Source organism: Burkholderia sp. AU31624, assembly GCF_020420065.1.
Classification (GTDB): Bacteria; Pseudomonadota; Gammaproteobacteria; order Burkholderiales; family Burkholderiaceae; genus Burkholderia.
In genome coordinates, this window is sequence record NZ_JAIZRT010000007.1 from 384,111 (window position 1) to 408,054 (window position 23,944).

General features: G+C 64.2%; 17 protein-coding genes. 12 read left to right on the forward strand and 5 right to left on the reverse strand.

From position 1 onward, the window contains the following. The first annotated feature begins 61 nt into the window (after positions 1 to 61). From LGM89_RS26070 to yjfF, 3 genes are read left to right on the forward strand one after another with little or no spacing between them, the layout of a single operon-like run. Positions 62 to 1,576 (forward strand): sugar ABC transporter ATP-binding protein, encoded by a 1,515-nt coding sequence (locus LGM89_RS26070; protein ID WP_226274399.1) that lies wholly within the window; start codon positions 62 to 64, stop codon positions 1,574 to 1,576. Next, positions 1,573 to 2,613, forward strand: a complete 1,041-nt coding sequence (locus LGM89_RS26075) for an ABC transporter permease (RefSeq protein WP_226204956.1) — start codon at positions 1,573 to 1,575, stop codon at positions 2,611 to 2,613. The genes LGM89_RS26070 and LGM89_RS26075 overlap by 4 nt, the downstream gene beginning before the upstream one ends. Next, positions 2,610 to 3,698 (forward strand): galactofuranose ABC transporter, permease protein YjfF, encoded by a 1,089-nt coding sequence (gene yjfF / locus LGM89_RS26080; RefSeq protein WP_089498810.1) that lies wholly within the window; start codon positions 2,610 to 2,612, stop codon positions 3,696 to 3,698. The genes LGM89_RS26075 and yjfF overlap by 4 nt, the downstream gene beginning before the upstream one ends. A 139-nt stretch (positions 3,699 to 3,837) precedes the next feature. Here yjfF and LGM89_RS26085 read toward each other — a convergent pair whose 3' ends face one another. Both LGM89_RS26085 and LGM89_RS26090 read right to left on the reverse strand, forming a co-directional pair. After that, positions 3,838 to 6,183 carry a sensor histidine kinase gene (locus LGM89_RS26085; RefSeq protein ID WP_226274400.1) on the reverse strand — a complete coding sequence of 782 codons (2,346 nt, stop codon included), beginning with the start codon at positions 6,181 to 6,183 and terminating at the stop codon, positions 3,838 to 3,840. Beyond that, positions 6,176 to 7,012: a response regulator gene (locus LGM89_RS26090; protein ID WP_089476273.1), complete on the reverse strand. Its 837-nt coding sequence runs from the start codon at positions 7,010 to 7,012 to the stop codon at positions 6,176 to 6,178. Before LGM89_RS26090 ends, LGM89_RS26085 begins: the two co-directional genes overlap by 8 nt. A 1,443-nt stretch (positions 7,013 to 8,455) precedes the next feature. Here LGM89_RS26090 and LGM89_RS26095 point away from each other — a divergent pair. Both LGM89_RS26095 and LGM89_RS26100 read left to right on the forward strand, forming a co-directional pair. Further along, complete coding sequence (locus tag LGM89_RS26095; RefSeq protein ID WP_226274401.1) at positions 8,456 to 13,183, forward strand: YadA-like family protein; 4,728 nt, start codon at positions 8,456 to 8,458, stop codon at positions 13,181 to 13,183. A 125-nt stretch (positions 13,184 to 13,308) separates the two neighbouring features. Then, positions 13,309 to 13,971: an OmpA family protein gene (locus LGM89_RS26100; protein ID WP_226274402.1), complete on the forward strand. Its 663-nt coding sequence runs from the start codon at positions 13,309 to 13,311 to the stop codon at positions 13,969 to 13,971. Positions 13,972 to 14,365: 394 nt separating this feature from the next. Here the strand turns inward: LGM89_RS26100 and LGM89_RS26105 are convergent, their stop codons facing one another. Continuing rightward, positions 14,366 to 15,274, reverse strand: a complete 909-nt coding sequence (locus LGM89_RS26105; protein WP_226274403.1) for a LysR family transcriptional regulator — start codon at positions 15,272 to 15,274, stop codon at positions 14,366 to 14,368. A 269-nt stretch (positions 15,275 to 15,543) separates the two neighbouring features. Between LGM89_RS26105 and LGM89_RS26110 the strand changes: the two genes are divergently transcribed. Then, entirely contained in the window at positions 15,544 to 16,530 is a 987-nt protein-coding gene (locus LGM89_RS26110; RefSeq protein ID WP_226274404.1) for a DUF1852 domain-containing protein, read from the forward strand. Between the two features lie 26 nt (positions 16,531 to 16,556). Continuing rightward, positions 16,557 to 17,585, forward strand: coding sequence for a methionine synthase (locus LGM89_RS26115; RefSeq protein ID WP_226274405.1), 1,029 nt, complete (start codon positions 16,557 to 16,559; stop codon positions 17,583 to 17,585). A 309-nt stretch (positions 17,586 to 17,894) separates the two neighbouring features. Here the strand turns inward: LGM89_RS26115 and LGM89_RS26120 are convergent, their stop codons facing one another. Next, the gene (locus tag LGM89_RS26120) at positions 17,895 to 18,698 is read right to left on the reverse strand and encodes a hypothetical protein (RefSeq protein ID WP_226274406.1); all 804 of its coding nucleotides are present in this window, start codon (positions 18,696 to 18,698) and stop codon (positions 17,895 to 17,897) included. 725 nt (positions 18,699 to 19,423) lie between these two features. On the opposite strand from LGM89_RS26120, the gene LGM89_RS26125 reads away from it, so the two are divergent. Beyond that, entirely contained in the window at positions 19,424 to 20,551 is a 1,128-nt protein-coding gene (locus LGM89_RS26125; RefSeq protein WP_226204946.1) for a hypothetical protein, read from the forward strand. Positions 20,552 to 21,269: 718 nt separating this feature from the next. Then, the gene (locus tag LGM89_RS26130; protein ID WP_089498806.1) at positions 21,270 to 21,611 is read left to right on the forward strand and encodes a hypothetical protein; all 342 of its coding nucleotides are present in this window, start codon (positions 21,270 to 21,272) and stop codon (positions 21,609 to 21,611) included. 269 nt (positions 21,612 to 21,880) lie between these two features. Here the strand turns inward: LGM89_RS26130 and LGM89_RS26135 are convergent, their stop codons facing one another. Continuing rightward, entirely contained in the window at positions 21,881 to 22,069 is a 189-nt protein-coding gene (locus LGM89_RS26135) for a hypothetical protein (protein ID WP_069250279.1), read from the reverse strand. A gap of 123 nt (positions 22,070 to 22,192) precedes the next feature. Between LGM89_RS26135 and LGM89_RS26140 the strand changes: the two genes are divergently transcribed. The 3 genes from LGM89_RS26140 (at position 22,193) to LGM89_RS26150 (ending at position 23,854) form a co-directional block, all read left to right on the forward strand. Further along, positions 22,193 to 22,408 carry a DUF3820 family protein gene (locus LGM89_RS26140; RefSeq protein WP_089498805.1) on the forward strand — a complete coding sequence of 72 codons (216 nt, stop codon included), beginning with the start codon at positions 22,193 to 22,195 and terminating at the stop codon, positions 22,406 to 22,408. 202 nt (positions 22,409 to 22,610) lie between these two features. Next, positions 22,611 to 23,120, forward strand: coding sequence for a DUF1269 domain-containing protein (locus tag LGM89_RS26145; RefSeq protein WP_089429798.1), 510 nt, complete (start codon positions 22,611 to 22,613; stop codon positions 23,118 to 23,120). A 218-nt stretch (positions 23,121 to 23,338) separates the two neighbouring features. Continuing rightward, positions 23,339 to 23,854: a hypothetical protein gene (locus LGM89_RS26150; protein ID WP_089444395.1), complete on the forward strand. Its 516-nt coding sequence runs from the start codon at positions 23,339 to 23,341 to the stop codon at positions 23,852 to 23,854. The last annotated feature ends 90 nt before the right edge of the window (positions 23,855 to 23,944 follow it).

Here is a 23,944-nt window from a genome sequence, read left to right on the forward strand (position 1 = left end):
GATCCGGCGCGGGCGGCGGCGTGGCGGCCGCCCGGGCGCCAACCGCTTCGAGGGAGGATGCATGGAGAGTGCGCCGGTGGTCGAGATGATCGGCATCGACAAGTCGTTTCCGGGCGTGAACGCGCTGCAGCGCGTGAACTTCCGGCTGTTTCCGGGCGAGATCCACGCGCTGATGGGCCAGAACGGCGCGGGCAAGTCGACGCTGATCAACGTGCTCACCGGCGTGCATGCGCACGACGCGGGCGAGATTCGCGTCGGCGGCCGGGTCGTGCATTTCGCCGCGCCGCGCGAAGCCGAGGCGGCCGGCATCCAGACGCTCTACCAGGAAGTGAACCTGTGCGCGAACCTGTCGGTCGCGGAGAACATCTTCGCGGGCCGGCAGCCGATGCGGCGCGGCGCGATCGACTGGAACACGATTCATGCACGCTCGCGCGCGGCGCTGGCCGAACTCGACCTGGCGCTCGACGTCACGCGTTCGCTCGACGCGTATCCGATCGCCGTGCAGCAGATGGTCGCGATCGCACGGGCCGTGTCGGTCGACGCGCGCGTGCTGATTCTCGACGAGCCGACGTCGAGCCTCGACGACGGCGAGGTCGCGCGGCTGTTCGACGTGCTGCGCCGGCTGAAGGCGTCGGGCATCGCGATCCTGTTCGTCACGCACTTTCTCGAGCAGACCTATGCGGTGTCCGACCGGATCACCGTGATGCGCAACGGCGAGCGCGAAGGCGAGTATCTCGCGCGCGACCTGCCGGTCGACGTGCTGGTCGCGAAGATGACCGGCCGCGAACGGATGTCCGACACGCTGCAGGCGGGGGCGGCGGCGGTCGAACGCACCACGGGCGACGCGGAACCGTTCCTGTCGATGCAGCAGGTCGGCCGGCGCGGAATGATGAGCCCGCTCGATCTCGACGTGCGGCCCGGCGAGATCGTCGGGCTGGCCGGGCTGCTCGGCTCGGGGCGCACCGAAACCGCGCAGCTGGCATTCGCCGCGGAGCGCGCCGACACCGGCGCGATCGAGATCGACGGCGCGCGCACGCGGCTCGCGTCGCCGCACGACGCGGTCCGCAACGGCATCGCGTATTGCCCGGAGGATCGCAAGAAGGAGGGGATCGTCGCCGCGCTGTCGATCCGCGAGAACATCATTCTCGCGCTGCAGGCGCGGCGCGGCTGGTGGCGGCTGATCGGGCGCGCGCGGCAGCGCGAGCTCGCCGATACGTACATCGCGCGGCTCGGCATCAAGGCGCGCGACGCGGAGCAGCCGATCGGGCTGCTGTCGGGCGGCAACCAGCAGAAGGTGCTGCTCGCGCGCTGGCTCGCGACGGAACCGAAGCTGCTGATCCTCGACGAGCCGACGCGCGGCATCGACGTCGCCGCGAAGTTCGACATCATGGAGCGCGTGCTCGCGCTGTGCGCGCAAGGGCTCGCGATCCTGTTCATCTCGTCGGAGATCAGCGAGGTCGTGCGCGTGAGCCACCGGATCGCGGTGCTGCGCGACCGGCGCAAGGTCGCCGAACTGACCGGCGCCGACGCATCCGAGGAGCAGGTGTACCGGCTGATCGCGGGAGGCCAGTCATGACGCGGCTGCGCACGTTGTTCCGTCATTCGCTCGTGTGGCCGGTGCTGACGCTCGCGCTGCTGTTCGCGCTCGACGTCGCGTATCGCCCGGGCTTCCTGTCGATCACGCTGCTCGACGCTCACCTGTTCGGCGCGCCGATCGATATCCTGAACCGCGCGGCGCCGCTCGTGATCGTGTCGCTCGGGATGACGCTCGTGATCGCGACCCGCGGGATCGACATCTCGGTCGGCGCGATCGTCGCGATCGCAGGGGCGGCCGCGGCGATCGTGCTCGACGCGGACCCGTCGCGAATCGGCGTGGCGCTGGCCGCCGCGCTCGGCGTCGGGCTGCTGGCCGGCGCATGGAACGGGCTGCTGGTGGCGTTCGTCGGGATGCAGCCGATCATCGCGACGCTGATCCTGATGGTGGCCGGCCGCGGCGTCGCGCAACTGCTGACGGGCGGCCAGATCATCCCGATCGGCGCGCCCGGCTACCTCGCGCTCGGCGGCGGCTATCTCGCGGCCGTGCCGTGCGCGGTGTGGATCGCGCTGGCGACGATCGCCGCGACCGCGCTGCTGGTGAACCGCACCGCGCTCGGGCTGTTCATCCGCGCAATCGGCGTGAACCCGGTCGCGACACGGCTCGTCGGGCTGCGCTCGGGGGCGATCGTGTTCGGCGTGTATCTGTTTTCAGGCGTGATGTCGGCGCTCGCGGGCATCCTGGCCAGCTCGAACGTGCGCAGCGCCGACGGCAACAACGCGGGGCTGCTGCTCGAACTCGACGCGATCCTCGCGGTGACGCTCGGCGGCACGTCGCTGCTCGGCGGCCGCTTCAGCCTCGCCGGCTCGGTGCTCGGTGCGCTGATCATCCAGACGCTCACCTACACGACCTACTCGATCGGCGTGCCGCCGGAGGCGACGCTCGTCGTCAAGGCGGTCGTCGTGATCGTCGTGACGCTGATCCAGTCGGAGGCCGCCCGTGCGTCGGTCGTCCGGCACGCGTCGCGGCTGCTGCCTTCCGCGCGTTCGCGCGCCACTTCCGGAGCCACGCCGCGATGAACCGATTCCTTGGCCGGCTCGCCGACCCGCGCACGCTGCCGATCGTCGTGACGATCGTGCTGTTCGCCGCGCTGTTCGGCTTCGGGTCCGTGACCTACACGGGCTTCTTCTCGATGCAGGTGCTGACCGGGCTGCTCGTCGACAATGCGTTCCTGTTGATCGTCGCGCTCGGGATGACGTTCGTGATCGTGTCGGGCGGCATCGACCTGTCGGTCGGCTCGGTCGTCGCGCTGACGACGATCTTCTGCGCGGTCGGCGCCGAGCGGCTGCACTGGCCCGTGTGGGTGATCGTGCCGCTGGTGCTCGCGTTCGGCGCGCTGTACGGCGCGGCGATGGGGGCGCTGATCCATTATTTCCGGCTGCAGCCGTTCATCGTCACGCTCGCCGGGATGTTTCTCGCGCGCGGCGCGTGCTTCCTGATCACGACGCAGTCGATCACGATCAACGAGCCGGTGTTTCATGCAATCGCGGGCTTCAGCGTGCCGGTGGGCGGCGGCACGCTGAGCGCGGGCGCGTTGATCGCGCTCGCGACGCTGGCCGGCGCGATCTACGTCGCGCATTTCACGCGCTTCGGCCGTAACGTCTACGCGATCGGCGGCAACGAGCGTTCGGCGCTGCTGATGGGGCTGCCGGTCGCGCGCACGAAGGTCGGCGTGTACGCGCTGAGCGGCTTCTGTTCGGCGCTCGGCGGCGTCGTGTTCACGCTGTACGTGCTGTCGGGTTACGGGTTGCAGGCCCAGGGCATGGAACTCGACGCGATCGCCGCGACCGTGATCGGCGGCACGCTGCTCACCGGCGGGGTGGGCTATGTGCTCGGCTCGGTATTCGGTGTCGGCATCCTCGGCACGATCCAGGTGCTGATCACGTTCGACGGCACGTTGAGTTCGTGGTGGACGCGGATCGTGATCGGCGCGCTGCTGTGCGTGTTCTGCGTGCTGCAACGGGTGATCGAACGGCACGCCGCGCGGCGGCGCACGGGCGGCACGGGGCTTGGGGCGCCGAGGCCGAAACGCAGCCCCGCACAGGCGCGGCCAGCATCGCCCGACGAGGATGCCGCGCTGGTTTCGACGATGCGGCGGCTGTAGCGCACGCATCGGCCGGCGGGGGCGGCCGCGGCACGAAGCAACCTGACCCGACGGTGGCCGGTGCCGGTGCGCGGGCGGTCGCATCCGGCGGCCGGCCGGTACCACGATCGGCGCGTGCGCGCCACGGCGGCCCGTGCCGTCAGGCCGGCCCGGCCGCGTCGGTTTCGGCGTCGAACGCCGTCGCGGCGCGGCGCGCCTGTTTCAGCGAGCCGGCCAGTTTCCCGATCGCGTCCAGGTCCAGTGCATCGAGGTGGTCGCGCACGTCCCGCACGAAGGCCGCGTAATCCGGCTCGTCAGCATACGGGCCGAGCCATGCCTCGATATCGGTCAGCTGCCCGTTGTCGGCCAGCTGGATCAGCTGGTCGAGCGCATCGTCGGGCGGGCACGGCATCGTGGGCGCGGGGACGTCCGGCTCGGCCTCGCCGTCCGGATGAAACCGCCGGACGAGCTCCGACACCGGCACGAGCGCGTGCCCGACGGCCGGCGCGACGATCGCGAACGAGAATGCCGTGCCGACGCCCGGCTGGCTGGCGACGGCCAGCTCGCCCGCCATCGCGCCGACGATGCGCTGCGCGATGAACAGGCCGAGCCCGGTGCCGCCGTTCACGGCCTGCACTTGCTGGTACGCGCGGAAGATGTCGCGGTTGCCGCTGATGTCGATCCCGATGCCCGTATCGGCCACTTCGAACAGCAGCCGCCAGGTGTCGCCCTCGCGCGCGGCATGAATCGACAGCGTGACCGTGCCGTCGCGCGTGAACTTCGATGCGTTGGACAGCAGGTTGAGCAGCACCTGCTGCAGCCGCATGCCGTCGATCGACACCGTGCGCGGCAGCGGCGTGGCCGGCCGGTAGACGAACCGGTTGTCCTGCTGCGCGCACAGCGCGAGCGCATAGTGGCCGATGTCGTCGAGCAGGCCGGGCAGGTCGGTCGTGTCCGGCGTCACGCCGAGCGGCTGCAGCTCGGCCTTCGTGAACGCGAGCAGCTCATCGATCAGCGTGAGCTGATAGCGGATGCTGCGGTCGATCGACCGGATCAGCCGCGCCTGGCCGCGCGTCGCGCCTTGCAGCAGCAGCTTCGCATAGCCGTTGATCGTGGACAGCGGCGCGCGCAGGTCGTGGCTGACGTAGCCGAGCGTCTCGATCTTCTGCTGCATGTGGGTCGTCACCTGTTGCAGCGCGTCGTTGAGCGCGAGCGTGCGGCGTGCGACTTCGTCGCGCAGGCGATCCTGTTCGGTGAGCTGCCAGTGCTCGAGCCGTTTCCTCGCCTCGGTACGCTGGCGGCCGACGTGATGAATCCATGCGGCCAGCACCAGCAGGTGCGTGGCGAGCCCGACGACCGCGATGACGGGGTTCGGGAAGATGTCGGATTTCAGCCACGCGAGCGCCGGCGGCAGCGTGTTCCTGCCGTCGAGCACGCGGATCAGCATGTTGAAGCTGGCGATCGCAATGGCGATCAGCATCACGCGGCCGGTGGGCGTCCGGCGGATCGCGAGCAGCAGCGCGAGGCTGATGTTGACGATCGCGGTCAACGCGTTCAGCCGCAGGCAGAACCACGTGAACGTCAGCAGGTCGCCGCAGGCGGCGCCGACCATGCCGACGCCTTCGAGCGCGATGAATGCCATGTAGATCGCGCGCATCGGCAGCTTCGCCTGCTCGCGCCGGGCGACCATCAGGATGAAGAGGAAGAAGCAGGAAACCGCCAGGTACGCGAAGATGACTTCGCCACGCGCCGACCATTCACGCAGCGCGGGCGGCAACGCCATCGCCAGGTAGCCGCGGTAAGCCGCTTCGAACAGCGTCGTGCCGAGCGCCACCGCGGCCAGCACGTGAAACACGCCGCTGCGCGAAAAGAACCCGATCAGCAGCGCGCACCACATCAGCGCGAGCAGCCCGCCGAAGAAGCCGAAGTCCCACATCGTCGCGCGCCGCTCCAGCGCATCCCACGCCGCACGCGTGAACGCGGCCGGCGCGAGCCGCATTTCCTTGCGCGACGTGACGCGGATCAGCACGGGGACGCTTTCGCCGGCACGCAACGTGACGTCGAGCGCCGGGTAGCGCGATGACGGCCGGGCGTCACTACCGGCGCCGGCGGCCGGGAAGCGGTTGTCGAGCAGCCACCCGCCGTTCCGGCCGAGATAGAAGTCCGCCTGGTCGACGCGGGCGTCGCGAATCACCAGCACCAGCGGGCGCGCGGCGCTGTCGCGGTTGGTGAGCGTGGCGCGGATCCACCACGCCGATCGCGAGAACTCGACGTTGAACGACGACGTGCCGGCCACCGGCATGCCATGCGCGGGATCAGCGAGCCGTGCGGCGACCTGAGCGGCGGACATCGTCGCGCTCGCGTCCTCGAAGACCGACACGGCGTCCAGTTGCGCGGGGGTCGGCGTCGACGCGGCACGCGCCGTCGCGCAGGTGACGGCCATCGCGAGCAGGAGCAGCAGCACCGCGCGACATCCTGCTGCCCATGCCGCGTGGCGCCTACCCATCGTGATGGTGCGCCCCGGGTGCGGCGGGCGGGGCATTGACCGCGTGGCGCTGGCGCCGCCAGTCGGACGGCGTGATGCCGAAGCGTTCGCGGAAGGCGGTGGCGAAGTTGCCGGGCGTGGAAAAGCCGATTTCCTCGGCGATGTCGCCGATTCCCATCGACGTCTCCGCGAGAAAGTGCATCGCGGCGCGCAGGCGCGTGTCGCGCAGATATTCGAACACGGTCTGGCCGAGATGGTCGCGGAACACGCGGGACAAACGCTTCTCGTGCGTGCCGACCTGTCTGGCGAGATCCTCGAGCGCCGGCGGATGGCGCAGGTCGCGCAGCAGGACCTCGGACGCCGCGCGCACGAGGGCGGCATCCGGGTTGTCGGGCAGCTCGGGCAGATGCGCGAACGGCTGGCTGCGCCGCGCGCGTTTCAGGTGATTGCGGATCCGGGCCAGCACTTCGGTCGGCTCGAACGGCTTGATGATGTAGTCGATCGCGCCGGTTTCGAGCCCCGCGATGCGATCCTCGAGATCGCCCGCGGCCGTCAGGATGATGACCGGGATCGATTGCGTCGACGGCGTCGACGCCAGCAGCCGGCACGCGGCGAAGCCGTCCATGCGCGGCATGCGGACGTCCATCAGGATCAGGTCGGGCGCGATCGCCTGGGCACGGTGATACGCCTGCAGCCCGTCGAACGCGACGCTGATCCGGCACCGTGCGGCCCGCAGGATTTCGGTGAGGAGCCGCAGGTCGTTCGGGCGATCGTCGACGACAAGAATATGTGCGTCAGCAAGATCCGGCGTGGGACGAGGCGACGCCGAACTGGACGAGCGGGATGACATGGTTGCGGAAGCAGTGGAAGGGTGGCCGGTCAGATGACGTGCATCGCGGTCTGCACGATTGTTGCGAAAAATTATATGCCGACAACAGGTCACATAGTGAGGATTCCGTGTGGCATGTGGGGGCTTGTGCGGCGGGGTGCTGCGTGTTGGCCGCCGCGGCGTCCGGCCGGAAGAAAAGGAAGTGGAAAAACATGCCGAATTGGCTTTTAATAATCGGTCTTAATTTCCGGATCAATTCGGAATAATTGGAATGGAATGGGGCGGGTGAATCAGTTTGACATGCGTTACGAAGTCGATGCCTTCTATGTGAAAAGAATGAAGAAATTGTGGGTTGCATGATTAATTTTTTTCTGATGGCGGGTCGGAATCGTGTTAGTCGTGAAATCGCATTTTGCGTTGGAATGTATGAATGTAAATGCTGTCTGCTCGGGAAAAGGATTTTTCCGCTCTGGAAAAGGTTCGTTCCGACGGATGCCGGCAAACTAGCCCCGGCGCGGCTGGAATCGGTTCTTTCAAACGGTCGTGATCGCGCGGATCGCACGCCGAAATTCTATTCCGAGGCATGCGATACCAATGAGACATTGATCGATGTCAGATCCCATGATGTGGGGCTGCATCGGCGAACGAATAACTGGCACGAGGGTAATGCAGATTCCGTCCTTCACCGAATACGTTGCTATATAAGAGAAATCGGTGAGTTCTGGAATGCGGTTGGGAATGACGCACCGGTCGAGACGAAATCGTCAAGGAAATTCGATCGATTAATTCGGTGCAGGGGTCGTCCGGCAAGTCGTCGATGCCGTTCCGGGATTCCGGAAATGCGTTTGAATGCGGGACGAAAAAGGGTGAGTGGCTGCGCGTGGGCCGTCCGAGGGTTCGATCCATCGGGGGACGGTCGCGCGCGGCGCGCTCTCGAACCAGGCGGGTACGAAAACGATGAACACAACAGGCATGACAGGCCAACGCACCGGTTCGCACGAACCGGTGGCGCATGCTTCAGTCCCGGGGATCGCACGGCGTCATCCTCCTCCTGAATGAAACAGGGCGGGCCGCCCCGGAGTGCGGGCCGGCTTCCGCCCATCCGGCGTCTGAATGACGCTTTCCCATGAGATATGAGGTCGTCGCGGGTTCGGCGCGATGGCGCGCGCGTGCGCGGATGAACCGCACGCCCCGCGTCGAGCCGCCGGGCTGGCCGTGTCGGCTTCCATGATTCGATAACCGGCGATCGTCGCCTCGCCTCGTGTCGACCGGCACGGGCGGCGCGCGATTGCGTGATCGCGATATCCATCGCGCGTGTCGTGCAGCATTACCCGGCTGTTTAGTTAGTGATCCAAAGTGAGTGGCGGGCGTCGCGAGGCGGACGGGAACGTGCAGAGGACGTTCTCGCCGGCTGTCGTGTTCGCCGTTGCGTCATCCAGCACATGAGAACCGAGGGAAGACAAGATGAACAAGTCGTTCAAGTCGATCTGGAACGAAGCATTGGGAGCCTGGGTTGCGGCTTCGGAGCTTGATCGCGCGCGCGGCAAGCGCGTTGCGTCGTCGCGTGGCACGCCGGAGCGTGACGTCGCAGGAGCGGCCGCGGTTCGCGCAGGCGCGACCTCGGCCCCGTCGCTCAGGCGGCTCGCCATGCTGATGGCGTCCGCGTATCTCGCGCTGTGCCATGCCGGCGCGCATGCGCAGTACAACCCGGATGGCGGTACCGCCACCGGCGGCGTCTCGTCGATCGCGATCGGCGTCGGGTCGAGCGCCGCGCAGACGAATTCCACCGCGTTGGGCAACCTGTCGACGGCGCAGGGCGTGTCGGCCACGGCCCTTGGCCCGGGGGCGCATGCGATGGGCGACGCTTCGACGGCCGTCGGCATCAACGCGCAGGCGACCGGCGTCAACAGCACGTCGATGGGCGTGCAGGCGATCGGTTCGGGCGCATTTTCGGTTGCCGTCGGCAACCAGGCGCAAGCGACGCAATCCGGTGGGGTAGCGATGGGCAGTGGCGCGACCGCGACCGGCGTTTCTGCCATCGGGCTCGGCAACAATGCCACGGCCTCCGGACAGGATGCCGCCGCGCTGGGTCTCGGCGCGGTTTCGTCGGGCCTCGCCAGCGTTGCGCTCGGCTTTTCAGCTCAGGCGACCAACCAGGGCGCGATTGCACTTGGCAACCAGTCCACCAGTTCCGGCGCGGCCGGTGTAGCGGTGGGTAGCGGCTCGCTGGCTTCCGGCAATTCTGCGCTCGCGCTGGGTGTCAACAGCGGCGGGAAGGGCACGACGTCGATCGCGATCGGCTGGGGCGGCGTCGCCGGGGTGGCCGGCTCGGGCACGCAGTCGCTTGGCACCAGCTCGATCGCGCTGGGCTCGAATACGACGGCTGGCGCCGATACCTCGATGGCGCTCGGCACGAGCACGAAGGCGACGGGTATCAGTTCGATTGCGATGGGCGTCCAGTCGAGCGCGACGCAGCAGTTCGCGACCGCGCTCGGTAATACCGCGGTGGCGACCGGCGTGTCGGCGAGCGCACTGGGGGCCGGCGCGACGGCGTCGGCTACGAATGCGACGGCCATCGGCATCAACAGCGTCGCGGCGGCGGGGTCGACCGTGGCGATCGGCGATTCGAATTCGGTCGCGGCCGCGGCGGGGGCGGGCTCGATTGCCGGCGGCAACAACTCGAAGGTGCTGGGCGGCATCGGCGCGGTCGCGCTGGGCCTGGGGCAGACGGTCAGCGGCAACGGTGCGGTGGCGATCGGCGACCCGAGCACCGCGATCGGCACCGGCGCGGTCACGGCCGGGTCGAACAACACGGCGAACGGCGACGGCGCGGTCGCGATCGGCAATTCGAACAGCGCGCAGGGCACCGGTTCGCTCGCACTCGGCAACACGTCGACGGCCGCGGCGGCCGGTGCGCTGGCGTTCGGTGCGTCGGCCGTGGCGAACAATGCCGGCGACGTCGCGCTCGGCTCGGGCTCGACGACGGCGGCGCCGAATCCCACCGCAAGCGCGACGATCGGCGGCGTGACGTACACGTTCAAGGGCACGAATCCGACCAGTGTCGTCAGTGTCGGTGCCGCGGGTACCGAGCGCCAGATCACCAATGTCGCGGCCGGGCGCATCAGTTCGGCGAGCACGGATGCGATCAACGGGTCGCAGCTCGATGCGACGAATCAGGCGGTGAATTCGCTGTCGACTTCCACGGCGTCGAGTGTCGGTTCGTTGTCGACGGGGGTGTCGTCGCTGTCGACCGGGTTGTCGTCTGCCAACGGCGCGATCACGTCGCTTTCCACGTCGACTTCGACCGGGATCAGCTCGCTGTCGACGGGGTTGAGTTCGACCAACAGCTCGGTGACGTCGTTGTCGACCTCGACGTCGACGGGCATCGGCTCGCTGTCGACGGGGTTGAGCTCGACCAACAGCTCGGTGACGTCGCTGTCGACATCCACGTCGACCGGTCTGTCGTCGGCCAATAGCGCGATCACGTCGCTTTCCACGTCGACGTCGACGGGCATCAGTTCGCTGTCGACGGGCCTGAGTTCGACCAACAGCTCGGTGACGTCGCTGTCGACATCCACGTCGACCGGTCTGTCGTCGGCCAATAGCGCGATCACGTCGTTGTCGACTTCGACCTCGACGGGCATCAGCTCACTGTCGACGGGCCTGAGCTCGACCGACAGCGCAGTGACTTCGCTGTCGACATCCACGTCGACCGGTCTGTCGTCGGCCAATAGCGCGATCACGTCGTTGTCGACTTCGACCTCGACGGGCATCAGCTCACTGTCGACGGGCCTGAGTTCGACCAACAGCGCCGTGACGTCGCTGTCGACATCCACGTCGACCGGCCTGTCGTCGGCCAATAGCGCGATCACGTCGCTGTCCACGTCGACTTCGACCGGCCTGAGTTCGACCAATAGCTCGGTGACGTCGCTGTCGACTTCGACGTCGACGGGCATCAGCTCGCTGTCCACTGGCTTGAGTTCGACGAACAGCTCAGTGACATCGTTGTCCACGTCCACGTCGACGGGCATCAGTTCGCTGTCCACGGGCCTGAGTTCGACGAACAGCTCTGTCACGTCGCTGTCGACGTCCACGTCGACGGGCATCAACTCGCTGTCCACCGGCTTGAGTTCGACGAACAGCTCGATCACGTCGCTGTCGACGTCCACCTCGACGGTGGTCGGTTCGCTGTCTACCGGCCTGAGCACGACGAACAGCACCGTCACGTCGCTGTCGACCGCGACCTCGACGAGCATCGGTTCGCTGTCGACCGGGCTCAGTTCGACGACGAGCTCGATCGCGTCGCTGTCGACGTCGACCTCGACGACCGTCGGCTCGCTGTCCACCGGGCTGTCGAGCACGAACAGCAACCTGACGTCGCTGTCCACCGCGACGTCGACGGGCCTCGGCTCGCTGTCCACCGGCCTCAGCTCGATCGCCAACAACAACACCAACCTCGGCAACAGCACGGCGGGCGCGATCGGCGGCGGGGCCACCTACGATCCGACGACCGGCACGATTTCGGCCCCGTCGTACGTGACGTACAACAGCGACGGTTCGACGACGATCAACAACAACGTCGGCTCGGCGATCGACAACATCAACGCGCACGGCATCAAGTATTTCCACGCGAACTCGACCGCGCCGGACAGCCAGGCGATCGGGCTCGACAGTGTCGCGATCGGCCCGAATGCGGTCTCGAAGGTGGACGGCAGCATCGCGCTCGGTGCGGGGTCGGTATCCGACCGCGCGACGACGCCGGCGTCGGGCATCCTCCGCAACGGCACCGCATCGATCCCGTTCAACACGACGGACCAGACGCTGCTCGGCGCGGTATCGGTCGGCGACGCGACCAGCAAGACGTATCGCCAGATCACCAACGTCGCGGACGGCACCGGGCAGCAGGATGCGGTGACCGTGCGGCAGCTGGCCGGTGCGTTGCAGTCGTTCGCGGTTACGGGCCAGAAGTATTTCCACGCGAATTCGACGGCGGCCGACTCGCTCGCCGTCGGCGCGGAATCGGTCGCGGTGGGGCCGACGACGGTCGTCAACGGCGACAACGGCGTGGGCATCGGCAACGGCGCGATCGTCGACCAGACCGCGCCTGGCGGCATCGCGATCGGGCAGGCGGCGAGTGCCGCGCAGGCCGACGCGCTCGCGCTCGGCAGCGGCGCGACGGCACTGGGCGCGCAGTCGGTCGCGCAAGGCGCGAATGCGAAGGCGGTCAGCGTGGGCAGCGTCGCGCTGGGCTCCGGCGCGCTCGGCAACGCAACCGATGCGCTCGCGCTGGGCGCCGGTGCGTCCGCGACGTTCGCGAACAGCGTGGCATTGGGCGCCGGTTCGCTGACGACGGTCGGCGCGCTGACGAATTACGTCGCGTACGGCCTGAGCAGCCCGCAATCGTCGGCCGGCGAAGTGAACATCGGCAACCGGCAGATCACGGGCCTCGCGGCCGGCAAGAACGGCACGGACGCGGTGAACGTGTCGCAGCTCGACTCGGTCGCGAACCAGTTGACGACGCTGATCGACCAGCGCACGACCAACCTCGGCGGCCAGTACACGACGAACCCGAACGGCGCGAACGTGCCGCCGGGCTCGACCGGCCCGAACTCGTCGGCGGGTGGGTCGGGCGCGGTGGCATCGGGCTCGAACAGCACGGCGGTCGGCAACAATGCGCTTGCATCGGGCAACGGCTCCACCGCCATCGGCGTGGGCTCGACGGCATCGGGCAGCAATTCGGCCGCGATCGGCACGGGCAGCAACGACGGCGGGCGCTCGAACGTCGTCGCGGTCGGTTCGGCGGAATCGGCGCGCCAGGTGGTCAACGTCGCGGCCGGTACGCAGGGCACGGATGCGGTGAACGTGAACCAGCTGAATGCGGTGTCGAACCAGTTCACGCAGTCGCTGAACACGGTCAACAATCAGCTCACGCAGATGCAGCAGCAGATCCAGCAGACCGATTCGATGGCACGCGAGGGGATCGCGGCCACCGCGGCGATGGCGTCGATCCCGCACATGGACCGCGACTCGAACTTCGCGATGGGGGTCGGTACGGCGACGTTCCAGGGGCAGAAGGCGATGGCGGTCGGCGTGCAGGCGCGCGTCACGGAAAACCTGAAGGCGACGCTGAACGGCGGCTTCGCCGGCAGCCAGCGCGTCGTCGGCGCGGGCATGCTGTATCAGTGGAAGTAATCGCGCGCTGCGGTTCGCGCCGGCACGCACTGCCGGGGCGGACCGCGTCGAACGCAAACGCACGCGGATGCGGCTGCGCCATTGCGCCGCCCGCGCTGCGCCCCTCGCATTTTCGGAGTCCTCACGTGAAAAACATTCATCTTGCACTGCTGGCGTCCGTCGTTTCCCTCGCGGCCTGTTCGAGCGCATCGGGACCGACGTACAACGCATACGAACTTCAGCCGCGCGACGGCATCCGGACGTTCCGTGTCGACTGTCACGGCATCCTGTCGAGCGCCAATACCTGCATGAAGGTCGCGACGCGCATGTGCGGCAACGAGACCGTGCGCAAGGTCGATTCCACGACGCCGTACCGCGACGGCGCCGATCCGCACTCGATCGTGTTCCAGTGCGGCGCGGCACCCGCGCCGGTGGCCGCGGCGGCCGCACCGGCGCCCGCCGCGGTCGAGAAGGTGAGCCTGACCGGCGATGCGTACTTCGCGACCGACTCCGCCGTGCTGACGCCCGCCGCCACCGCCGCGCTCGACAGTTTGCTGAACCAGCAGGGCGACCGGCATTTCTCGCGTGTGGAAGTGGACGGTTATACCGACGCGACCGGCTCGGATGCACACAACCAGGCCCTGTCGAAGCGCCGGGCCGATGCCGTCGCGGGGTATCTGCGCGAACACGGGCTGAAGGCGGATTCGGTCGCGGCGACGGGGCATGGAGAAACCAACCCGGCGGCGTCGAACGAGACCGCCGAAGGGCGGGCGCGCAATCGCCGGGTGGAAATCTCGCTGCAGAAGTAAGACGTAGCCACTGGCTTGCCGCAGGCGTGGCCGTCGAGAAAGGACAGCTCGCCTGCGACAGCGGTGCCGCCCGCGCCGCAGGCAGCCGAGTCGGGCAACGCGTCACGACCGGCGTGTGCGGTGCCGACGTCGCCTGGAAGACGATGCGGCACGACGGCCCGCGGGCGCCGATGTCGTAGGTTCATCGGCGTCTGCCAACGCGTTGCCGCGCGGGGCGCAAGCAATGCCCGTGCTGCCGCGTGAAAAGGGATGGGGGGGACTGCGGCCGGGTGCGGGGCTGCAATAGTCGCGTGGCTGAAACGGGTTCGTCTTCAGCAAGGGTCGACAAGCACGAAGGCGCGGAAAGCGACCCGTTGCGGGAGCCATGCGTTTTGTTCATGTTCCAGATGCAAAACTAGTCTCGCATCTTCGCGTCCGCCCATTTCCACTCCCGCGCAGCCTTGACAAACGCCGCAAGATAATCGACGTCGTCATCCGTCTTGCGCGTGCCGAGGAAAATCTGCTTCGCAATCCCCTTCTTTCCAAGTTGCACGGGTGTAAGCGGCATCCAGCCCGCATATTCTTCCGCGAGCCAGCGAGGCAATGCCGCCACGCCACGGCCGCTCGCCACCATCTGCAGCATGATGTCGGTCGTCTCGATCACCTTGTGGCGCTTCGGCACCCGGTTCGCGGGCGTGAGGAACTGCGTGTAGATATCGAGCCGGTCCGTTTCGACGGGATACGTGATCAGCACCTCGTGCGTCAGCTGTTCCGGCGTGACATACGCCTCTTCGGCCAGCGGGTGATCGTCGGCAACCACCAGCACCTGCTCGTAATCGAACACCGGCTCAAAATGCAGTTCGGGCTTCTTGAGCGGGTCGGGCGTGACGAGCACGTCGATTTCATAGCCGATCAACGCACCGATGCCGCCGAACTGGAAGCGCTGCTTCACGTCGACATCGACATCCGGCCAGTGCGCGAGATACGGCGACACCACCTTCAGCAGCCATTGATAGCACGGCGCGCATTCCATGCCGATCCGCAACGTGCCGCGCTCGCCCTGCGCGTACTGCCTCATGCGCTCCTCGGCGAGTTCGAATTGCGGCAGCAACCGGTTCGCGAGGCTCAGCAGGTACTGTCCGGCCTGCGTGAGCCGCATGGTCCGTCCTTCGCGCGCCCACACGGGCGTACCGAGCTGCTGCTCCAGCTTCTTCACCGCATGGCTGAGCGCCGACTGCGTGAGATTGAGCGTATCGGCGGCGGCCGTGAGCGAGCCCTGCCGCTCCACTTCCCGCACGACCATCAGATGATTGCGATCCAGCATCGGCTACTCCATGAACGAATTTAATGTTTGCATGAAATAAATCCATTTTTATTCATGCAACGGAAACTATATCATCGCTGCCAGTTACTTTTCTTCCGATGTGAACCCGACACACCGCACCGTGAGCATGGCTCATGGTTGGATGAAATCGATTCATATCCAGTCGACCATGGGCCAACGTCACATTCGTTCATCGGAACAGAAAAGCGAGCCGCATCGAAAGGCATGGAGCAGATGCAGTTTCATTTCGGAATCCGGGGCGCAAGATCATGACGAGTCAAGAGTTTACATTTGCTATTAAAAGCGTCTGTTTCGATGAGGACTATCAGCCTTCCGACCATACGCGCATCACAACCAATTTTGCGAACCTCGCCAGAGGAAAGCGTCGTCAGGAGAATTTGCGCAATACCTTCAGGATGATTGACAATCGCTTCAATGCGCTGGCGCATTGGGACAATCCTAAAGGCGATCGCTATGCCGTCAAGCTTGAAATAATTTCAGTCGAAATGAATATCGGCGGTGAAAGGAGCAGCGCCGCGCTGCCCTTGATCGAAATACTGAAGACGAATATTTTCGATCGAAAAAACAACAAGCACATTGACGGCATCGCGGGAAATAATTTTTCCTCTTATGTGCGAGATTACGATTTCAGTGTGGTATTGCTGGAGCACAACAGGGATCGGCCCGGCTTCAGCACGCCGGATAACTTTGGCGACCTGCACGGGAATCTGTTCAAGTCCTTCGTGAAGTCGAGCGCCTACAAGGATCATTTCTCGAAACCGCCCGTTATATGCCTGAGCGTTTCGACTAGCAAGACCTATCATCAGACGGCAAATCGGCACCCCGTGTTGGGTATCGAATACCGGCAGGACGAGTATTCCTTGACTGACGAGTATTTCGAAAAAATGGGGATGAAGGTGCGCTATTTCATGCCCCCGAATAGTGTCGCGCCGCTGGCTTTTTATTTTACCGGTGATTTGCTGGATGATTACACCGATCTGGAGCTCATCGGCACCATCAGCACGATGGATACTTTCCAGAAAATTTACCGCCCCGAAATTTACAATGCGAATTCGCCGGCGGGAAAATCCTACCAGCCGAGTTTGAAGCATCAGGATTTTTCGCTCACCCGAATTGTTTACGATCGGGACGAGCGTAGCCGGCTGGCTATCGAACAGGGCAGGTTCGTGGAAGAGCAATTTATCAAGCCATACCAGGCCATTCTTGAGCAGTGGTCCGTGAACTACGCTCTTTGACTAAAAAAATCGCAAGGTCGTCTACCGTGAAAAAAATTCTACCCACTTCAACCGCCGGCAGTTTGCCTAAGCCTTCGTGGCTCGCCCAACCGGAGACACTTTGGTCGCCGTGGAAACTGCAAGACGACGGGTTGATCGAGGGCAAGCAGGATGCGTTGCGCCTGTCGTTGCAAGAGCAACAACATGCGGGCATCGATATCGTCAGTGACGGCGAGCAAACGCGCCAGCATTTCGTGACCACGTTCATCGAGCACCTCAGCGGCGTTGATTTCGAGAACCGCAAGACCGTTCGAATTCGCGATCGCTATGACGCCAGCGTGCCGACGGTCGTGGATGCGGTGGCGAGACAGAACCCGGTTTTCGTTGAAGATGCCAGGTTCCTGCGCCAGCAAACCAGCCAGCCCATCAAATGGGCATTGCCGGGGCCGATGACGATGATCGATACGCTGTACGACGATCATTACAAGAGTCGCGAAAAACTGGCCTGGGAGTTCGCGAAGATCCTGAACGAGGAAGCCAGGGAACTGGAGGCTGCCGGCGTCGATATCATTCAATTTGACGAGCCCGCATTCAATGTCTTCTTCGACGAGGTGAACGATTGGGGCGTCGCGACCCTGGAAAGAGCCATCGAAGGTCTCAAGTGTGAAACCGCCGTGCATATTTGCTATGGCTATGGCATCAAGGCCAACACGGACTGGAAGAAGACGCTGGGGTCGGAGTGGCGACAATACGAGGAAGCCTTCCCCAAGCTGCAAAAATCCAGTATCGACATGGTCTCGCTGGAATGTCACAACTCGCGCGTTCCCATGGATCTGATCGAACTCATTCGGGGCAAGAAGGTGATGGTGGGGGCCATCGATGTGGCGACCGATATCATCGAAACCCCCGAGGAAGTCGCCGCTACGTTGCGAAAGGCGCTTCAGTTCGTGGACGCCGACAAGCTCTATCCTTGCACCAACTGCGGCATGGCGCCCTTGTCGCGTGCAGTCGCGCGAGGCAAGCTGAGTGCTTTGAGCGCGGGTGCGGAAATCGTCCGCAAGGAATGCTCGAACTAGTTCCAGGCTGACGTTGGAGGGTGTGATCGGGGAATTGAAGGCCGTGTAGATTTCAGGGAGTGCGTTGAAACGGCTCCCTGAATCTGTCGGAACGCACCGCCTTGGTATTTCCGAACCGCACCCGGTATTCGGTATCCACCATGTCATTTTCCAGCATGGCCATCGAGCCTTTGAGCTTTCGTGAGGCGCTCGGCCACTATGCATCCGGTATCACGGTGATTGCATCACGCGTCGATGGCGAGCCGGTCGGCTTCACGTGCCGGTCTTTCACTCAGCCACCGCCGACGATCTGCTTAAGGTCAACTTCGTTCAGGGTTTCTCATTCCCTTGCCTGGAGCCGATGGCCGCGGCAATGCGGCTTTGCGCGGCGACGAGTTGGTCATCCGTGGTCGCCACCAGCCACAGACGTGCCTGCGCCTCGATTTGGCGGTTGTGATCCTTCAACGGGCCCATCGCGGCAGCGGCCTTCCAGACGACCGGCGCGATTCGGCTTTTCCTGCCTGACGGCGCGCCTACCAGCAGACAGTAAGGACCCAGCGGGAGCGATACAAACGGAAGTGCGGGACTGGCACGCACGCGCCAGTCGATGAAGGGCGTGTCGCCGATGAGCAGCGGCGTGGGCAAGCCGTGGAGCACACTGAAATCGTACAGCGCCAGTTGCTCCCGCATGCCGACGTAAATACGCCGGATGTCGTCGACAACCGCCGCGCGGATCTCGTCATCGAACATGGGTTCCTGCGCGTATCGGGCAAACGCCTTTCGGGCCTCCCATTGATATGCGCTGAACAGGCCAATCTCCACGCAGTCCTGCACTGCGCGCTGGACATCCGCTGCAGAACCGGCTTCCTCCGGCGTACCCAACTGCGCGGCCCGCAAAAACCGGGCGAGTCCAGCCTCATGGATCGCAGGACCCTCCGCAGATGCATCGTCTTCGGCGCCCTTGCCGAGGGGCACATAGATATATTTCTCGGCCGCGAAATGCGACTTCTTGCCCTCGTCAAACCTGATTTCGCCATCTACGCAGTGGAGATAGCGAGTCCCGATTCGACCATGCTCCCAAACCCAATTTTTCAGGAGCGGACGGAGTGGATGCAGTCTGTCGTGATCGGTCATGGAAGCCTCCAGGTTGCCCAGTATAGTTCCAGGTTGTCGATTGTTTCGTGGAGGACATGGCGATCAATCGATCCACTACCGCCGTTGAAGCTCGCGCAGCCTCGGCGACTGTTCAACCGGATATCAGTGGCCCCGTGCCTATAGGCTGAGCGGCAAGTGCCCGGCGGTTGCAGGCGTTCACGTGTTGGCCGCGGCAGGTCGACTTGACGCTACCTTGCGGACGTTCGGCTGAGGATCTGTATTGAACGTCTGGTGTCGGGTTCAGTGAATAGGCATTTTCGACCCACAAGGGACTCCCGGCTTTCTCGAAACTGGCCATTCGTATCGCGCCTGGCGTAAGCGAGTTCCCGGTCCCGTCGGTAACTAACCGTTAAGTTTGGCCATCCGGAGTGCCAGCATGCCCACCGCCCCCCGTCGATCATGTGTATAAGATCGAGTGCGGCGATGCACGACTGCACGTGAGCGGCGGCATTCCCGCCGGAACCCTGATCGAGATCGTGCGGAGGCTGTCGCGGTGAACGTGCTGATGTTGCCGACTGCCGTTGGCAAGCCTCGGCGGTTCGACTCATGCATCTGAAGCCGCGACCGATAAACAAACAATCCTCCGCCTTACGTTTACTTGCACGTCACCGTCATTCCAAATGCATCTTGAATTGTCGGAAAACTGTACTAAGCTCACTTTTACTTAGAATAATATTCAAGAAAAAATTGGCTAGGGGATCAACATGATGGCGGTACGCATACGGCGCAGTTTCTCGAATTTAACAGTTATCTGCCCATTGCTTTCTGTATTTCTTTGGGGATGTGGAACTACCGTAACTGCCGTTCGACTTGACAAGGTTCAAGACGTTCAGACCGACATAAAGCGTCAGGTTGGCGTCTATTTGGTTCAAAAAAATAAAGCTCAGATAGCGACGACTGCAGCTGCAGACGGGTACTGGTGTGGGAACGGTTCCGTGGATTTTGATATTTCCAGAGTAAAAGTCACTCTGCTTACGGTCGCGGACACAACCACATCGGGAAACGCAAGCGGGAAAACCAGTCCAATCCTGACAATCAAGCCATCGCTTTCACTAGAAAACGTTTCAACCAGCACGCTTGTCTTTAGTGAGTGGCTTGAGCCAGATGGATACTACTCAAACATATATACCAATCCCTCTCTGAATAAATCGAGCATTGACGATGCTCCTATAGCTCAAGCACTCTTGACACTCAGACAAGGACTGATAGCTGCCGCACAGAGAGATCAAGTCAACGACAGTCAATTACCATGTTTTTCTGCGGTGGATCGATTGGCGAATGCCGGCACTGATCCCGGCGACACTTTCACAATAGACATCAAGTACCTTGTCGACGCAAATGGGCAAGTGTCATTGGGAATTGGCCCGTTCACCGTAGGCGGCGGCGTAGAGTCGAAAATTACAAATCAAAATACGATCCAAGTTAGTTTTGTGCCGAGTGGAGCGCAAAGCATACCCATGGGGAAAAAAATCTCGTTGGACTCTAAACCTGCCGTGCCGCCAAATACTTTTTCGGCAACCCAAGCGAACCGCGTATTGCGTACCGATCCCATCGGGTTCGTCACCTCATCTGAACATATCCGAAATTTGGTGGAGGTGGTGAACGTCACATCTCCCTCAGCGGCATCGGCTGCTGACTCGGGAATCACTCGGGCAGCGAATGATGCTTCGGCTATTTCGGTTGCGCAGACATCCAATTCCAATATCCCTTCATTCAAATGTCGCGATCCTGATAGTCCAAATTTAATTGTCTGGTGCGATTCAAATGGAAACGTGATCCCCGGAAGCAATCTCAAAAAAGGTGTCATGAGGGTAGCCCCTCCAAACGAGTGAATCGTGAAGCGAGAAATCGGCACGGACGCGATCCAAGTCCCCCCAAATGGTGTGCTTTAGGACCGCCACCCTGCAAACAGATGCCAAGGTGCCACAAAGTCACTTGGTCAGCACCTGACGATTGCCGCTCAATATCAACGCAATCAGGAAACGCACAAGCCCCTTCATTGCCCGACCGGAGTTTCACCCAAACTGGTTCCGTATACGTCAATCAGGACGCGAATGGCTGGATTTTCCAACCTACCATTACGTTTTCTCCAACAGTTTTGTGGCCAACCGAGAGTCTCCCTCTCCGAACCTTGACACGACTGCTGCGCGTCGGCATTGAATGTACGCAACGTCAGGTGCAGGTCAACGGGTGGTGGCTAGCGCGCATCCCCCCAATTGTCGTCGAATCTGCGGTTGGTCTCGAACGTCTCAAGCTGGCCGAATGCCGCCCGACGTGAAGGGCGGCACCCCATGCCAGGCCGCAAGCGCAGCCCGCCGGACAACGGTCCCGAAATCTCGCGAAACTTTCATCGATATTGACCCATGGCAATCGCGTGCTCAAGGTTGACGGCGAATTTCAGGCACTCGCCCCTATAGTCGGGTGCCTGAAATTCACCGCCACTCGCCTGTCGTCCCCACACGTTTGATCCGCCGCAAGCGCGCCGTAATCGCTGCTCACGGGCTTGCAATGGCGAGTACACTGAAAATGCCCTAGAAACAGGAGAAAGCGATGATCGACGCTGGCCCCCAAAGCACCTTCCGAGGGCTGCCGCTGACCGTGGAGCAGGACGCGGAAGTGAGGCACTACATCAAGGATCGGACGCGGCGTGGGCTGCCGTGGGACACGCCGGAGCTAAGCGCGATGCTCAAGGACATGCTGCATCCCCCGGGCGACGGTGATGGCGATGGCGATCGCGAAGGCGACGGTGATTTTGCCTCCCCGGCAGACGAAGCCAGAGCCGCCGCCGAGCGCGCGACGGCCTCGGTCGACGAAGCGATGGACCCCATCGAGGCGAATGAGGAGTGGCATGCGGCCATGGAGTCGGAGGGCATGAAAGGGCCGAGGCGATAACAGCGGAGCAGCGACGCTCCGAATTCCCGCAGCGCCGCATACGAGGCGTGCGCGCCGGATGCCAGGCGTTTCAGGGAGGGCGCGTAGCGTCGGAGCGTACGCACCGGAGCTGCCGACGCGCGCGGCGATCCCCTCCTGAGCACCCCGGCACGCCATCCATGCGGTGCCAGGTCATTCCGGGCACAGCCCATCGCGCCACCCCTATCGCGTGGCGCCAGCGGAACTGCGAGCCGCATCTCGTCGCCGGGCGCCCGGCAGCGGGCGCCCTGTCAGTGCCTGATTACACAGACGGCGACGATTTCGTATCCGGGGTCGGCATGCACGTGTGCCGCCTTTTCCGCTTCCTCATACGAACCAAACGACGTGGCATCCTCAACCGCCGGCGCCATGCCGATATCGCCATCCTCGGCGGTGCAAAGGAACTGCTCGCCGGTCTTCACGACGTAGACGGACAACATGATTCCCTCCATCGTGTGCAGGGGGAATTCCAGTCTAGCAGGCGAGAAAAGGGGCGCAGGTGGTTCGCCGAGTCCTTTTCGCGAGGTCGGCGACAGGACCGAAAAGCCGTGCACAATACCCGCATGCAAAATCCAGACCTCGAACAGCTCGTCACCGTCACCATGCCCTTCGGGAAATACAAAGGCCGGCTGATTGCCGACCTGCCCGGGCCTTACCTCAACTGGCTGGCGCGCGAAGGGTTTCCGCGCGGCGAAATCGGACGGCAGCTCGCGCTGATGCACGAGATCGACCACAACGGCCTGCGGGACTTGCTGGCGCCGTTGCGCAAACGCGTTTAGCGCCCATCGGGGGCGAACGTCCCGGGCCCCCCGGATCGATCGACCGCGAACATCGCCGCGCTTCAACCCCACTTGCCACGCGTGCCGAATGCTCGCATGCGACCCCGTCCGCGGCTCGCATGCACCTGGCACGTTGCCGATGCTGACATAGAATATAAAGCAGTCCCTTGGACGCGTTGATGGCAAGAAAAGGGGTGCCAACATGAGACGCCTTTATTTCCTCGTACCCGATACCCAGATGGCGAAGGCCATCGTCGACGATCTATTGCGCGCGCGTATCGTCTGGCGCCATATCCACGTTCTCGCCGACCATAGCGTCACACTCGATCAGTTACCCGAAGCATCGTTGCTGCAAAGCAGCGACGTCGTGCATGCACTCGAGCGCGGCGTCGCGCTCGGCGGCGCGGCCGGTGCGCTGATCGGCCTCGTCGCGCTCGTCTTTCCGCCGGCGGAGCTCGTGATCGCGGGCGGCGCCGTCGTCGGCTTGACGCTGGCCGGCGCGGGTTTCGGGGCGTGGACCGCCGCGATGATCGGCATCGCCGAGCCGAACGCGCGACTCCAGCGATTTCGCGAGGCGATCCAGGCAGGCCAGATCCTGATCATGGCCGACGTGCCGGCATTGCGAGAGCAGGAAATCGAAGAGATGGTCGCTCAGCATTTTCCGAAGGCGGACCTGGAGGGCGCCGAACCGACGTCACCGATCTTCCCCTGACAGGCGACAGCCAATCGGCTTGCCCGACAACCGCGTCGATCGACGCGGTTCGCCGGGCGCACGGCCGCGGCCGCGGGCCGCACGGGGAGCGGGGCGTGCGCTCGTTGCGCAGGCAACCCCTGTCCGCCATGCCGAAGCGCGCAAGAGACGCGGGGCCGACGCGCGTAATGCCTGGGGGAATCGAAGTGCCAACGTCGAACCGTCGGCAAGGAGGCCGTATGGAACTGCACATTCAATCGCACCATTGGGCGCGTCGTACGCCCGACTGGGTCGCCGCTGCCGTGGCCGGTCTCGCGGGCGGCGCGCTGGTGATCGCGCTGGAATTCGTCTGGTCGACGTTGGTGCTCGGCTCGAGCCCGTGGCAACCGACCCACAAGATCGCCGCGATGGTGATGGGCCGCAGCGCGCTCGGCCAGATGACGCAATTCAACCTCGAAATCGTGGCGATGGCGCTGCTGTTGCACTACGTGCTCGGCGCGATCATGGGGATGATGCTCGCCGCGATCATGGCGCCTTTCCGCTTCGATTCGAGCGTGGGCATGGAAGCCGTCATCGGGCTGGCGTTCGGGATCGTTGCGTATGGATGGAACTTCTACGTGATGACGGCCGTGTTCCCGTGGTTCGTCTCCGAGCGCGGTTCAGGGCCCTTGCTGGCCAACCTGTTGTTCGGCGTGGTGGCGGCCATCACCTACGGCAGGCTGGAGCGATTGCGCAAGCAGAACGTGGACGACTGACCCATCGCGTCTCCCGCCGCGCCGCGCTTGAACACGCGGCGCCCACGGGCGACACGGAACCGGGTGCCGGCGGCGCCGGCGAGTGAGATG